This is a genomic window from Haloarcula halobia, from assembly GCF_029338255.1.
GTDB lineage: Archaea > Halobacteriota > Halobacteria > Halobacteriales > Haloarculaceae > Haloarcula > Haloarcula halobia.
Map to the genome: position 1 here is coordinate 945,712 of NZ_CP119787.1, position 13,749 is coordinate 959,460.

At 68.9% G+C, this 13,749-nt stretch carries 15 protein-coding genes and 1 tRNA gene; 4 read left to right on the top strand and 12 right to left on the bottom strand.

What is annotated here, in order from left to right; translation table 11 throughout:
• Positions 1–3: 3 nt before the first annotated feature.
• On the bottom strand, positions 4–1,281 hold the full coding sequence (locus tag P1K88_RS05025) for a TIGR00341 family protein (protein ID WP_276413034.1): 1,278 nt from the start codon (positions 1,279–1,281) through the stop codon (positions 4–6).
• Positions 1,282–1,377: 96 nt separating this feature from the next.
• Here P1K88_RS05025 and engB point away from each other — a divergent pair, with 96 nt between their 5' ends.
• Positions 1,378–1,995 (top strand): GTP-binding protein EngB, encoded by a 618-nt coding sequence (gene engB / locus P1K88_RS05030; protein ID WP_276413036.1) that lies wholly within the window; start codon positions 1,378–1,380, stop codon positions 1,993–1,995.
• Between the two features lie 276 nt (positions 1,996–2,271).
• Here the strand turns inward: engB and yciH are convergent, their stop codons facing one another.
• The 5 genes from yciH to P1K88_RS05055 all read right to left on the bottom strand — a co-directional run bounded on the left by yciH (position 2,272) and on the right by P1K88_RS05055 (position 7,290).
• Positions 2,272–2,565, bottom strand: a complete 294-nt coding sequence (gene yciH, locus P1K88_RS05035) for a stress response translation initiation inhibitor YciH (RefSeq protein ID WP_276276325.1) — start codon at positions 2,563–2,565, stop codon at positions 2,272–2,274.
• A 66-nt stretch (positions 2,566–2,631) separates the two neighbouring features.
• Entirely contained in the window at positions 2,632–4,863 is a 2,232-nt protein-coding gene (locus P1K88_RS05040) for a transglutaminase TgpA family protein (protein WP_276413037.1), read from the bottom strand.
• The gene (locus P1K88_RS05045; protein WP_276413039.1) at positions 4,860–5,834 is read right to left on the bottom strand and encodes a DUF58 domain-containing protein; all 975 of its coding nucleotides are present in this window, start codon (positions 5,832–5,834) and stop codon (positions 4,860–4,862) included. The genes P1K88_RS05040 and P1K88_RS05045 overlap by 4 nt, the downstream gene beginning before the upstream one ends.
• Entirely contained in the window at positions 5,831–6,790 is a 960-nt protein-coding gene (locus P1K88_RS05050; RefSeq protein ID WP_276413040.1) for an AAA family ATPase, read from the bottom strand. The genes P1K88_RS05045 and P1K88_RS05050 overlap by 4 nt, the downstream gene beginning before the upstream one ends.
• Positions 6,791–6,957: 167 nt before the next feature.
• On the bottom strand, positions 6,958–7,290 hold the full coding sequence (locus tag P1K88_RS05055; RefSeq protein ID WP_276413042.1) for a DUF7573 domain-containing protein: 333 nt from the start codon (positions 7,288–7,290) through the stop codon (positions 6,958–6,960).
• Positions 7,291–7,379: 89 nt separating this feature from the next.
• On the opposite strand from P1K88_RS05055, the gene P1K88_RS05060 reads away from it, so the two are divergent.
• Positions 7,380–7,595 (top strand): DUF8024 family protein, encoded by a 216-nt coding sequence (locus tag P1K88_RS05060; RefSeq protein WP_276413044.1) that lies wholly within the window; start codon positions 7,380–7,382, stop codon positions 7,593–7,595.
• Here P1K88_RS05060 and P1K88_RS05065 read toward each other — a convergent pair.
• The 6 genes from P1K88_RS05065 to P1K88_RS05090 all read right to left on the bottom strand — a co-directional run bounded on the left by P1K88_RS05065 (position 7,555) and on the right by P1K88_RS05090 (position 11,668).
• Positions 7,555–8,535 carry a 5,10-methylenetetrahydromethanopterin reductase gene (locus P1K88_RS05065; protein ID WP_276413045.1) on the bottom strand — a complete coding sequence of 327 codons (981 nt, stop codon included), beginning with the start codon at positions 8,533–8,535 and terminating at the stop codon, positions 7,555–7,557. The two genes, P1K88_RS05060 and P1K88_RS05065, sit on opposite strands and share 41 nt — an antisense overlap.
• Positions 8,522–9,295: a coenzyme F420-0:L-glutamate ligase gene (locus P1K88_RS05070; protein WP_276413047.1), complete on the bottom strand. Its 774-nt coding sequence runs from the start codon at positions 9,293–9,295 to the stop codon at positions 8,522–8,524. The genes P1K88_RS05065 and P1K88_RS05070 overlap by 14 nt, the downstream gene beginning before the upstream one ends.
• A 133-nt stretch (positions 9,296–9,428) precedes the next feature.
• The gene (locus P1K88_RS05075) at positions 9,429–9,917 is read right to left on the bottom strand and encodes a metallophosphoesterase family protein (RefSeq protein ID WP_276413049.1); all 489 of its coding nucleotides are present in this window, start codon (positions 9,915–9,917) and stop codon (positions 9,429–9,431) included.
• Between the two features lie 36 nt (positions 9,918–9,953).
• Positions 9,954–10,265: a winged helix-turn-helix transcriptional regulator gene (locus tag P1K88_RS05080; RefSeq protein ID WP_276413051.1), complete on the bottom strand. Its 312-nt coding sequence runs from the start codon at positions 10,263–10,265 to the stop codon at positions 9,954–9,956.
• A gap of 90 nt (positions 10,266–10,355) precedes the next feature.
• On the bottom strand, positions 10,356–11,009 hold the full coding sequence (locus P1K88_RS05085; RefSeq protein ID WP_276413054.1) for a hypothetical protein: 654 nt from the start codon (positions 11,007–11,009) through the stop codon (positions 10,356–10,358).
• Positions 11,010–11,595: 586 nt separating this feature from the next.
• Positions 11,596–11,668: transfer RNA gene (locus P1K88_RS05090), tRNA-Asp, on the bottom strand.
• 288 nt (positions 11,669–11,956) lie between these two features.
• Here P1K88_RS05090 and P1K88_RS05095 point away from each other — a divergent pair.
• Positions 11,957–12,184, top strand: a complete 228-nt coding sequence (locus tag P1K88_RS05095; RefSeq protein WP_276413055.1) for a DNA-directed RNA polymerase subunit H — start codon at positions 11,957–11,959, stop codon at positions 12,182–12,184.
• Positions 12,184–13,749: a DNA-directed RNA polymerase subunit B'' gene (locus tag P1K88_RS05100; protein WP_276276336.1), complete on the top strand. Its 1,566-nt coding sequence runs from the start codon at positions 12,184–12,186 to the stop codon at positions 13,747–13,749. Before P1K88_RS05095 ends, P1K88_RS05100 begins: the two co-directional genes overlap by 1 nt.

Below are 13,749 nucleotides of genomic sequence, written 5' to 3' on the forward strand. Positions count from 1 at the left end.
GCGTCACGAGCGCTCGACGACGATGTACCGGACCTCGGTCTCGACGTCGACCCCGGCGGCGCTGTCGGCGATGGTGTCGATGCGCCCGGCGAGGTCGGGCGGGGCGGACCCCGGCGGGATGCCGACGGTGACCACCACCTGGCGCGGCTCCTGGAAGATGACGGTGTTGGTCTGTTCGACCTCGACGTCGAGGACGCGCAGCGGCGGGTCGACGCTGTCTCGCACCTGGGTCTGAATCTGTGACTCGGTCGTCGCCCGCTGGAACGAGTCGAGCGTGACGCCGCCGAGGAACGCCGAGAGGACGACGATGGCCGCGATGAGGACGCCGATGCGCTTGATCGTCGCCGTCCGGGCGTTGCCCTCGCGGAACCAGTGTTCCGGCCGGTACCCCTGGTACCAGAGGCCCACGAGGACGGCGAGGTTGATAGAGAGGACGTTCACCAGTACGAGGACGCCCGACCCGAGGCTGACGAGCGGTTGCCCCCACGCGATGCCGATTCCCACCGTCGCCGCGGGCGGGATGAGCGCGACGGCTATCATGACCCCGACCAGCGCCGTCGACACGCCGGAGGTGAGACTCAGCACGCCCGCCGCACCGGCGCCGAGCGCGACCACGAGCGAGAGGAAGTCCGGCGCGACTCGCTCGCGCACCTGGTCGACGGTGGTGACGTCCGCCAGTGGCGGGACGACGTTGGCGTACCGGACGACCAGCGCGAAGACGGTAGCGCTCGCGATGGCCAGCACGAGGCCGAACACCTGGAGCTTGACCCCGCGGACGAACAGCTCGTGGTCGTCGACGACGGTGCCGACGTTGGCGGTCATCGCCGGGCCGATGAGCGGCGCGATGACCATCGACCCGACGACGACGGCCGGCGAGTTCAACAGGAGGCCCGCGGTGGCGATGACGGCGCTGATGACCGTCATCGCGGTGTAAGTGGTCACCGACGGCGCCAGTGCCTCGGCCTTCGAGGTCAGCTCCTCGCGGGCGATGCGGTCCTCGTCTTTCTCCTCGGCGTACCGTTCCTCGAGTTCGTCGAACTCCCTGGAGATGACGGTGCTGGCGTCCATAACCACCGTGTGCCCGTCCTCGTCGATGCCGACCGCTCGCAGTTCCTCGAGGACCGGTTCCAGGGCGTTCGTCGGCAGGGGGAACGTGACGACGGCGGTGAACTCGCGGTTGCTCGTCTCGTCGGTGAGGACGTAGTCGATGCCCTCGTCGTCGAGGACCCCGAGCACCGCCTCGCGCTTACCTCTCGGAATCGTAATCTGGACGAACCGCACGTCCCACGGTGCGATGCCCGGTGGCAAAAATCCGGGGGTACCCCTCGGCCCGCCCGGAACTGACGCGCTTTTCCCTCCCGGCCCGCTATCCCGGGTATGTTCGACGCACGCCCGGACCGAGACGCCGAGGTCGTCCTCGTCGGTCGGTCCAACGTCGGGAAGTCGACGCTGATGCGCGAGATAACCGGCCACACGTTCTCGACCGGCCAGCGCCCCGGCGTCACCCGCAAGCCCAACCACTACGACTGGGCCCCCCAGGACTTCGTCGTCACCGACCTCCCCGGTTTCGGGTTCATGAAAGGTGTCCCCGACGACGTCCGCGAGCAGATCAAGACCGACGTCGTCCGCTACGTCGAGGCGAACGCCGGGAAGATTCTCGTGGGGGTGCTGGTCGTCGACGGGAAATCGGTCGTCGACATCATCGACCGGCACTCCGGTCCCGACGAGATACCCCACGACGTCGAGATGTTCCACTTCCTCCGGGAGGTCGGCGTCGAACCCGTCGTCGCGGTCAACAAGATGGACAAGGTCGACGACGAGGACCAGCGCCTGAACGACCTCTGTGAGCGACTCGGCCTGCACCCGCCCTGGCAGCAGTGGCAGGAGACTATCGCCCCCATCAGCGCCAAACGCGGCAGCATCGGCCCGCTGAACGAGGCTGTTCGCCACCACCTCCACGAGGCCGAGCGCGACGACCTCTTTCAGTTCTTCTAACCCACCTTTTTCGACGGGGGGTTCGCGCTCGCCGCCAGCGAGCGCTCGACCCCCGCCCGACAATCTGGACCAGAAAAGGTGGAATCGCCACGCTCACGGCTTCGCCGTTCGCGTTGGAGGTCGTATTGCGACCTCGCTCGCGGCGATTCCGTGAACCGCCGCGCTTCGCTCGGCGGCTGCTCGCACTGACGTCGTGTACGTATCGGAAAACGGTTCCCTTGATTACTGTCGGCACTCGCGAGTCGCTTTCCGCAGGACCGTTCGATAGTCAGGAGATCAGGCGACGCTGTAGCCCTTGTCGCGGAGGAAGTCCTCGACGCGACCGGTGTGGTTGCCCTGGAGTTCGATTTGCCCGTCCTCGACAGTCCCCCCGCAGGCGAACTTCGACTTGAGGTCGGAGGACAGCGAGTCCATATCGACGTCTTTCGGGTCGAACCCCTCGATGATCGTTACCTCCTTACCGTAACGGCGCTCGTCGATGCGGATGTTGATCTCCTGGGACTCTTTGGCGACGTCCTCGCAGACGCAGAGTTCCTCAGGGAGCCCGCACGTCGAGCAGACTTCCGACATTACAGGAAAACGTACGAAAGGGTCGTATTAAACATTGTCGGGAGGCCGAACGGCGCCAGGGAGGGTCTAGCGTTCGGCAACGACGCTGTCGGCCAGTTCCACCGCTTCCCCGGCGACGGCCTCGTCGACCTCGCCGGCGTACCGGGCCCGCTCGCGGAGGGTCGCCAGCCGACGGATGCGGTCGTCCGCGTCGACGGCCTCGAGGTAGGCCCGGACCGTCTCGCCGGGGTCGCGCCGCCGCGTCCGGGACCCGAGGACGTACATCACCCGCTGGAAGGCCACCTCGACGTCCGTCTCGGGGTCCTCCCGGCGCTGGTAGCGGAGCCACAGCTCCCGCTGTACGCGGTCGACCAGGCCGGACCGGCGGGCACCCGCGACCACGCCCAGGAGGGCGACCAGGCCCAGGGCCGTCTCCTCTCGCGACGGGAGGTCCGGGACCCGGAAGCCCTCGTCGTCGGCCTCTGCACCGCCGGCCGGTCCCGGCTGGGTCTGGATGCCCCCGGGCGGGGTCGAGGCCGTCCCGTTGGACTCGGTCGGGGTGGCCGTCTCGTTCGTCTCGGTCAGCGGCGGCGGCGTCGGCGTCTCCGTCTCCGTGAACTCGGTGTCGTCGGTCTCGCCGGTGTCGATGCCGGACTCGGCGGCGTCGCGGGCGTCCTCGAGTCGGCTCTGCTCGGCGCTCTCCCGGGGCCCACTTGGCGTCGGGTCGAACTGGACCCACCCCTGGTCGGGGACGTACACCTCGACCCAGGCGTGGGAGTCGAGGCCCCGGACGACCCATCGGTCCTCGTCGACCCGCTGGCCGGGCGTGTACCCGACGACGAACCGGGACGGAATCCCCTGCGTGCGCAGCATCGTCACCATGGTGGTCGCGAAGTACACGCAGTAGCCCTCGTCCATCCCGAAGAGGAACCTGTCGGCGACGTTCCGGTCCGGCCGTCGCACGTCCAGCGAGTAGCCCTTGTTGTTCTGGAGCCATCGCTCGACTACCAGTGCCACCTCGTAGTCGTTCTCGGCGTTCGCGGTGAGGACGGCCGTCTGCTCTCCGACCCGGTCGGGCGTGCTCTCGGGCACCTGCGTGTACCGCTCGCGGACTCCCGCCGGGTAGTCGTCGCCGCCCGACCGCAGCTGCTGGGGCGTCGCGACGAGCACCTCGCTCTCGACGGTGTAGCGGTCCCCGGCAAACAGCGTCCGGGTCGGCTGGAATCCGTCGTGGGTCGTCACCTCGACGTCGACGTCGCCGGTGTACTGGACCGGTTTCCAGGCGGCCGGCACCGTCGCGACGTCCGACTCCGCCTCGAAGGACTGGCGGAGCGTCCGGCTGTCGCCCGGCGGTCCGTCGAGTCGCCCACCGCCGTAGGTCCCCGTGTTCCCGGTCCGGACCCAGCCCTGGCCCGTGTAGCGGTCGTACGTCGCGACCCGCCAGTAGCGAGCCTCCGGGGTCTCGACGGTGAACCGGACCTCCGGCGACAGCGTAATCGAGCCCAGCACCTCGACGGTCTCGTCCGCGCTGAGGAGGCTCCCCTCCATCGTGGGCTGCTCGCCGGTCTCGGCGAACGACAGCGACTGGCCGGCTATCGGGGGCACGCGGGCCAGGGCGGCGGGCAGGACGATGATGGCCGCGAGCTGTTCGAGCACGGCCCGGCGGCCGGTGTCGACGCCGTCGTCGCGCGACACGTCGTCGCCGAACACCGGGCCGTCGACGCGGCGACCTTCGTCGACCGTCGTCGTCGGTGCGACGGTATCGAGCGTGCCGAAGCCGATGGTCGCCACGCCCCCGACGACGCCGAGCAACGTCGTGACGAGGCCCGCGTCCGTCGTCAGGACGAGGAACCCGAGCGTGGTGGCCGCCGCCGCCGTCGCGGTGACGTACCACCGCCGGAGGGCGAAGTACCAGGTCAGGACGACCGGCGCGGGGGCGATAGACAGTGCCCACAGCCTGACGTTCTCGATCTGCAACAGCGACCGCCCGGTCAGGAGCGCAACGAGGTCCGCGAGCAGCGCCGAGACCGCCGGCTGGGTCGCGAGGTTCGCGACGTACCACCCGAGGCCGCCGGCGAGCAGGACGGCGCCGACGACGACGGCCAGCGCGGGGCGGACGACCCGGGCCAGCGCCGTCCCGACCACGAGTGAGAGCGCGACGACGACCAGGAACAGCGCCGGCGACCCGACGACGTCCGTCAGGTGAAACAGCGTCCGCAGCGGCGCGCCGAGCGCGAGCGCGACGCCGAGCAGCGCGAGGGCGCGCGTGCGACTCACCGGTGCCCGCTCGCCGACGCGCTCGCGCAGCGCCGGACTCACGATTCTCCCTCCCCGACGAGTGGTGTCTCCGTGTCCGTGGTCACGTCCGCGAAGGGGTGGTGCCGGCCGCCAGTGGCGACGGTCACGCCGTCGTCGTCGGCCCTGACGAGCACGTCGGCGTCGTCGGCCCGGTCGGTCTCACCGTGGGACGTGACGGCGAGCACCTCGAGCAGGCGGGTCCGGTGACTGTCGCCGAAGCCGACCGGCACCGACCCGCCGGGGACCGCCAGTTCGACCGCGACGCCGCCGTCCAGGGCGGCCATCGCCACGGTGGCGACGGCCGCCGCCATCGCGCCGTCGGTCCCCGGGGTGGCTTCGCCGACGACGAGGATGCCGTCGTCGCTCCGGTGGTCGTCGTACTCCCTGACCAGGAGTTCGTCGCGTTTGGCGCTCGATTTCCAGTGGACGTCCCGCAGCGAGTCGCCCGGGACGTACTCGCGGAGGCGGTCGAACGCCTGTCGTTCCTCGGGTTCGGGCGAGAGCGTCCGTGTGAAGGCGTCCGGCCCGCCCATCCGGTAGACCGGCGGGTAGACGAGCACGTCGTCGACGACGTCGACGGTCGTCCCCCGACGGACCAGACCAAGGACGTCCGTCACGACCACGTCGACCGGGCCGATGCGGTGCTCGCCCCGGCGCTCGTAGGTCACCTCGTACGCGACGGTCGTCGGCAGCGACCGCCTGACCGTCGTCGCCCCGTCGAGGGCGTCGGGCACGCGGTCGGTCACCCTCGCGATGCCGCTGCCCTCGACGGTGAGTTCGACGTCGCGTCGGTCGCCGGGGAACCCGCGCCGCGGCGGGTCACGCTCGACGGTCGGCGTGCCCGCGAGGCGGACCTGGACGGCGGCCGCGAGGACGGCGACGAACAGCGGGCCGGCGACGGCGTTCAGTCCCGGTTGCCCGAATCGAACGCCCATGACGACGGCCGCGGTGGCGACGGCCAGCACGCCGACGCCGCGACGGGTCGGTCTCATTCGACGGCGACGGTCTCGAGCGCCTCGGCGACGAGCGCGTCGGCGGTCTGCTCGCTACTGTCGGTCTGTATCCGGTGTGGCAGCACCACGGGCGCCTCCTGCTGGACGTCGTCCGGGACGACGTAGGCGCGCCCCTCCAGCACCGCCCGGCCCTGGGCGGCCCGGAGCAACGAGAGGCTCCCGCGGGGGCTGACGCCCAACTGGGCCCGCTCGCGCGTGAACCGCGCCAGCCGGGTCGCGTACTCGCGAATCGACTGCTCGACGGTCACGCCGGCGACGGTGTCGCGAGCGGCCGCGAGCGCGTCGATGCTGGCCACCGGCGACAGCTCCTCGATGGGGTGGTGACCCACCACCTTCCCGAGCATGTCCGCCTCCTCGCGCTCGCCGGGGTAGCCCAGGTGCAGTTTCGTCATGAAGCGGTCGAGCTCGGCCATCGGCAGGTCGTAGGCCCGGTTCTGCTCGACGGTGTTCTGGGTCGCGATGACGGTGAAGGGCTGGGGGACGGCGTGGGTGGTCCCGTCGGCGGAGACCTGCCCCTCCTCCATCGCCTCAAGCAGGGCCGACTGGGTCTTGGGCGGGGCGCGGTTTATCTCGTCGCCCAGCACGACGTTGCCGAAGATGGGGCCGGGGCGAAACTCGAACTCCTGGGTCTTCTGGTTGAAGACGTTCACCCCGGTCACGTCCGTCGGCAGCAGGTCCGGCGTGAACTGGATGCGTTTGAACGCCCCGTCGACGGAGGCGGCCACGGCCCGGGCCAGCATCGTCTTGCCGACGCCGGGGACGTCCTCCAGGAGAACGTGGCCACGGCCCAGCACGGCGACGACGAGGTGCTCGATCTCGTCGTGGTGGCCGACGATGACCTTCTCGACGTTCTCGATGACGTCCGTCGCCACCCGCGTGGCGTCGGGAACTGCGCTGTCCGACTGCTGTCCTCGTGAGGTGTCCGTGTCTGTCATGGGTAAGTGTCAGCCCGCGGAACGTACCGATGGGTCGACGGTGTGCTCACGCCCCCCAGCGACGTGTCGTTCCTGCGCATGTCGAGTGCGGGTCGGTCGTACACCCGTCTTGGGAGCGGATACAGGTAACTTTGCTGGGTGCGAACCAGCCCCACACACGACCGGGCTTACCACTCCTTGCAGTCCGGACACACGAGCGCCCCGTCCTGGTGCCAGCGTCGCTCTGCTGGCGCGCCACACGACCCGCACGTGGTCCCCTCGTCAGACCACGCGTAGGTCGTCGTCGCGGGCGTGACCGCCTCGTCTCCGGGAACCACTCCGTCGCCGCCCGGTTCGCTGGTGGTGCGCCCTCCCTCCGTCTCTCCCGTGGTGGCGTCCGTGTCCGCCGTCGCCGCTCCGCCCGGCCCGTCCGCACTCCCGTCTGGGTCGCTCGCCCCGGTGTCGTCCTCGTTGTCGTCCCCGCTCCCAAGGAAGTCGTCGAGCGATGCGTCTTCGGCCATACCCTCTCTCCGGGCGGCCGCGGCAAATACCTGTCCCGCCGCCGGGAGCGAACAGAAGCGCAAAGTAGGGCCCCTGCCAACGACGACCCATGCAAGGACTCCTCACGGAACTCGTCACGAGCGTCCTGGAGATGCCGGGCAAGTTCCTCACCGTCGCGCTCAACGACCCGCTGGCAGCGGTGCTGTTGCTCGTCGGGGCCGTCATCACGACGCTCTCTGTCGCGGCCTTCGGCTATCTCTCGCTCGGGGCCGCCCTGTCGTTGCTCACGCCGTCAGGCGGTCGACGACCGCCCCAAGCAGAGTGATCGACGTCCCGACGTCCGGGCCGAGCGGCGACGCGTAGACGACGCTGTCGGCGTGTTCTCGCAGTTCGTCGGTCCGCTCGGCGACGTCGTCGGGCGTCCCCGCGATGCAGAAGGCGTCAATCATCGCCTCGGTGACCAGCCCGAACGCCCGTTCGAACTCGCCGGCGGAGATGGCCGCGCCGATGTCGTCGGCCGTCCCGTGGTCGAGGCCGTGCCGGTCGAGCACCGGCGGGGGCGACCCCGCGGTGACGAAGGCGACGGGGGGCCGGGCGGCCTCGCGGGCGGTCTCAGCGTCTTCTGCGACCGACACGCTGGCGTAGGCCGCCAGGTCGAACTCGCCCCGCGAGTCGGGGCGCTCGTCGGCCATCGCCGCGACCTCCTCGCGGGCCCACGCGAGGTCCTTCGGGTGCGCCCCGTTGTAGAGCGCGCCGTCGGCGTGTTTCGCGGCCATCCGGGTCATGTGTGGGCCCTGCGCGCCGACGTAGACCGGGATGTCGTCGCCGACGTCGTAGTTCAGGCCCGCGTCGTCGGCCCGGAACGTGCCGTCGTGGTCGACGCGCTCGCCGGCCCACAGGCGCCGGGCGACGGTGAACGTCTCGAGGACGCGCCGCAGCGCGTCGTCGTGGTCGAACCCGAGGTTCCGAATCGTCGACCTGTCTCCCGGGCCGATGCCGAAGACGGCGCGACCGTCGCTCAGCTCCTCGAGCGTGGCCACCCGCGAGGCCAGTGTCACCGGGTGGGTCTCGTAGGGGTTGGCGATGCCCGGCCCCAGCGCCACTGCGTCGGTCCGGGCGGCCATCTGGGCTAAGGCCATAAACTGGTCGCGGTTGTTGTAGTGGTGGCTCGCGAACACCGCGTCGAACCCCTCGGTCGCTGCCGAGGCCGCGAACTCTGCGAGCTGTGCAACTGGCTGTTCCGGCGTGAGTTCAATCGCGTACATGGGTCCACTCCCTGAGCGCCTGCCTGACCAGGTCGCTGTCCGCGTCCCGAAAGAGGTTGTCGCTGCCCGCGTGGTCGCCGAACGCGAAGTCCCGGACGACGGCCACGGGCGTGCCGCCGTCGCCCTCGCCGGTGACGAGGTTGGCCGCCCCGGCGAGTTCGTCGACGACGGACTGGACGGTCGCGCTGAGTTCGCGCCCGTCGCGGTCGGACTCGCCACGCCAGTCCCGCGAGGCGGGGATGCCGGCCCAGCCCAGCGCGACCCCGCGCTGGCCGTGCCGGAACGGGCGCCCCGACGTGTCGGTCACGACGACGGCGGGTTCGACGCCGGCGTGCTCGCGGATGCGCTCGCGGATGCGCTCGGCGCTCGCGGTCGGGTCCGCGGGCAGCAAGAGCAGGTCGGCGTCGGGCACGTTCGAGCGGTCGATGCCCGCGTTGACCGTGATGTGCCCGAAGCGGGTGACCGCGAGGACGAACGGGGCCTCGATGAGTATCTCCTCGCTCTCCTCGATGACCGCCTGCGCGAATCGGGGGTCTTTCTCGTCACCGGTGGCGGCCTCGATGGCGGCGGCGATGGCCCGTGCCCGGTCGCCGGCCGGGAACGACGCCAGGTCGGCCTGTCGCCCCTCGGCCTTCGAGACGATGGTGCTCGCGACACAGACCACGTCGTCGTCTCGAAGGTCGGCCCGCCCGGCGACGAGTCGCCCGACGTCGTCGCCGGGCGTTACCTCCGGCAGCCCCTCGACCGCGAATACCTCCATACCTCCTCTGCGTGGTGCACCCGAAAAAGCCCCCTGATAGTTGCAAGACCGGAACGCGGTGGCAATCGTTGCTGGTTCCGCCGCGGGGCCACCGTGCCCGCTCCCGCCGGTCGGGGTCCGAGCGGGGACCCGCTCAGACCTCGTGGACTGTCACGTCCAGCTCCCCGCCGGCGACGCGAACGGTGAGCATCGTCGCCCGATCGGCCGGCGACGCACCCGTCGCGCTCCCGGGATTGAGCAGTCTGACGTCGTCGTGGACCGTCTCGAGGACCTCGTGGGTGTGGCCGGCGACGCCGACGGCGTCGGGGCCCGCCGCCTCACGGACGACGTTCGCCACGCGAGTCTCGTAGCCACTCCGGGACCCGGTGCCGTGCGTGACGACGAACGTGACGCCGCCGAGGTCGACCGTCGCGACGTCCGGGAGGCCCATGCGCCGGTCCATGTTCCCCGCGACGGCGGTCAACCGCGACGCCATCGCCCTGACGTTCGCCAGCGTCCCCTCGGTGTCGAAGTCGCCGGTGTGGATGACGTGGTCGGCCGTCTCGATGCGTTCCCGGAAGGGCGACGGAATCGTGTGGGCACGGGACGGGATGTGCGTGTCGCCGATGACTGCGACGTCCATGTGCCCCCATCGAGTGCCGGACAAAATTTTCTGTCGCTACTCGGCGGCCTCGACCGACGGGAGGACGTCCCGCAGCTCCTCGAGTCGACCGACCAGGTGGCCGACACCCTCGTTGATGACCTCGAGGCGCCTCTCGATGTCGTCGGCGGGAATCGCGCCCTGGGGTGTCGGCTCGACCAGTTCGTCGTCCTCGAGCATCCGTAGCGAGTACCGTACCTTGTGTTCGGGAATCCCGGTCTCCTCGGAGAGTCTGACGATGCCGATGGGTCCCTCGTCGATGACGGCCTCGAGAATGGCGAGGTCCCGGCTCTCCTTGTCGACCTGCTTGATGAGTCGGTCCGTTCCCATGAAGAATCGTACGCGAACGTAGCGTTCGATGTTATATAAACGCTGGCGGTTTCGCCCCCCGCCTGACCCGCGGTGCGTACCGTGTCCTCTTCACTCGTCGCCGACGGGCGTGCGACGGAGCTCGTCCAGCTGGTCGCGCAGCCGGCTCAGCTCCGTCTCCAGCTCCTCGCGCCGGTCGATGAGCGCGCTCAGCTCCTCGGTGTTGACCGAGTAGTCGTTCTCCAGTGCGACGTCCAACGCGTCTGTCGTCGCCGCGGCGAGGTCCGTCGAGACGCGCAGCACCTCGCTGGGGGTCCCCCGGGACTCGTACAGCTCGACGTCACCCGAGAGCGGCCGGTAGGTCACCATCGGCGACTCGAGCTCGCGGTGGTAGGTCACCGTATAGCTGGTGTCTGTGACCGGGTTGTGGCGATCCTCGGCCCGTTCGGTCCGCACGACGTTGAACGGGTCGGCCAGGGTCGGGTAGGTGTCGGCCAGGTCCCGCAACTGGTCCGCGGCCGTCACGTCGAGCTGGGCCTCGACGTCGCCGAAGAACTGCCGGGAGTTCGTGAGGCTGAAAGCCACCGTGTAGAACACCGACTCGTCGCTGTCCGCGAGGTCCCGGACCCGCTCGCGGACCTCCTCGTGGCGCCCCTCGATGGTCAGGCGCTCGAGCTCGTCGAGCAGCGCCCGGACGCCCCGTTCGCGCTCCAGGAACGACTCGACGATGGCCCGCGGCATCTCCTCTCCGTCCACGTCGTCCATGCGTTGCCCTTCACGTGTGGCCACTAAACAGTTTGTCGCACACGGTCGTGCCACGATACTCGGTGGCACAAAACATATATCACACCACGATGAGGGCTAATACGTCCGCTCCCCGAGGTAGGACGGACGACTATGACAGGCTGAGGGGAGATTCCCCCTCGTTTTCCACGGCGCTCCGGGACCGTGTCTCGTGACGCCGCGACACCGCTCGGCGACGAGACGCCTCGCCGGCGAGTTGCAAGCAGAGCAGACGCCCGGTGCGGGAGTGCACACTCGCCTCGCGAGTGAGAACGCCGACTGACTCGTCTGTCGGAGTTTGAACCGGAGCGGGATTTGAACCGGAGGAAGACGTGCTCGCTCCCGCTGGTCGCTGCGCGCGACTTCCAGGGTTCAAATCCGCACGTTGCGTATTTGCGACTCGCGGTTTCGCTCGTCGCAAAAGTACGCCCGGAGCGGGATTTGAACCGCCCGAACTTCGCTCGCTGCGCTCGCTCGTTCTGTGCTTCAAATCCCTTGCAGTCGCACACAGAACAGAGCGGTCGCGGCGCGATGAAACGCGCCGCTTGGCGAGTCGAATTCAGAGAAGCGCCCGGAGCGGGATTTGAACCCGCGTCACAACCGTGACAGGGTTGTATGATGGGCCACTACACCATCCGGGCACGCTGCCTTGCTGCACTTCGTGGTATCCCGGTGCTGGTATTAAGACTTTCCAAACGGAGGCGCCCTGTGACGGTACCCCGTGACGGACCCAAACTTCTATGATGGCGCTGGGCCAACGGACTGGTACGTCGGTGCGTCCCACGGCCGGTGTCCCGTGTCGCCGGCAGGGGTCCAGTAGCCACGGCAGGCCGAGTTGGCAAGCGTTATATGCGTCCCGACAATACCGACCTGTAGTATCTCGTGACAGCCACCTTCTCTAGCAGCAGGCCCCACGCACGCACACACACATGGTAGATGTAAGTCAACACGACCTCGTCCCCGACCACAGCGTCGTCGACGAGGAAGACCTCGAGGCAGTGCTCGACGAGTACGACATCAAACGGACGGACCTCCCGAAGATCAAACGCGCCGACCCGGCGTTGCCCGACGACGCCGAGGAAGGTGACGTGGTCCGTATCGTCCGCGACTCACGAACGACCGACCAGGCAATCGTCTATCGGCTGGTGGTGGAATAATGGACACACAGGACCGACGCGCGATATCGCGCGAGTACTTCGCGAAGGAACGGCTCGCAGAACATCACTTCCGCTCGTTCAACGCCTTCCTCGACAGAGGGATGCAACAGGTCGTCGACGAGAAAGAGACCATCGAGACCGACATCGGCGACAAGGAGGGACAGGAACCGGTGTGGGTCGAACTCGGCGACGTCCGCGTCGTCACGCCCCGCGTCCGCGAGGCCGACGGGAGCGAGGAACTCCTCTACCCTCAGGAGGCCCGCCTGCGCAACATCACCTACTCCGCGCCGGTGTTCATGGAGATGGCCATCGTCCGGGGCGGCGAGGAGGAACCCGAGGAAGTCGTCGACCGGACCGAGACCAAGATCGGGCGCATGCCCATCATGGTCGGCTCGAACAAGTGCAACATCGCGGGCTTCACCCGCGAGGAGCTCATCGACATCGGCGAGGACCCCGCCGACCCCGGCGGCTACTTCTGTGTCAACGGCTCCGAGCGGGTGCTGATGACCAGCGAGGACCTCGCGCCGAACAAGATTCTGGCCGAGTACGACACCAAGTACGGCGACGAGGTCCAGGTCGCCAAGACCTTCTCCCAGCGCCGTGGCTACCGTGCCCTCGTGCTCTGTGAGCGGACCCGCGACGGACTGCTCGAGGTCTCGTTCCCCTCGGTCTCGGGCAGCATCGACTTCGTGACGCTCGTCCGCGCACTCGGGCTGGAATCCGACGAGGAGATCGTCCACCGCGTCTCCGAGGACCCCGAGATCGTGAAGTTCATGCTCGAGAACCTGGAGGAAGCGGAGGTCCAGACGACCGAGGAGGCCATCGAGGCCCTCGGGAAACGCGTCGCCTCCGGCCAGGGCAAGAACTACCAGCTCAAGCGGGCCAACTACGTCATCGACCGCTACCTCCTGCCGCACCTCCACGAGGAGGGCGTCGACGAAGAGGAGGTCCGCATCAACAAGGCGTTCTACCTCTGCCGGATGGCCGAGGCCTGCTTCGAACTGGCGCTGGACCGCCGCGAGGCCGACGACAAGGACCACTACGCGAACAAGCGCCTGAAGGTCAGCGGCGACCTGATGACCGACCTGTTCCGGACCGCGCTCAACAAGCTGGCACGCGACGTGAAGTACCAGCTCGAACGGGCCAACATGCGCAACCGGCAGCTGTCTGTCTCCACCGTGGTCCGCTCGGACGTGCTGACCGAGCGCCTCGAACACCCCATCGCGACGGGGAACTGGGTGGGCGGCCGCTCGGGCGTCTCCCAGCTGGTCGACCGGACGGACTTCATGGGCGTGCTGTCACACCTCCGCCGTCTGCGGTCGCCACTCAGCCGCTCGCAACCCCACTTCGAGGCGCGTGACCTGCACGCGACCCAGTGGGGTCGCATCTGTCCCTCCGAGACGCCGGAGGGGCCCAACTGTGGACTGGTGAAGAACTTCGCCCAGGCCATGGAACTCTCACAGGACGTCGAGGACGCACAGGGACTGAAACAGGAACTCGCAGAGATGGGGGTCCAGGGCATCCCCGGAATCGAATCGATCGAAACACAGCCCGCGGACGACTAA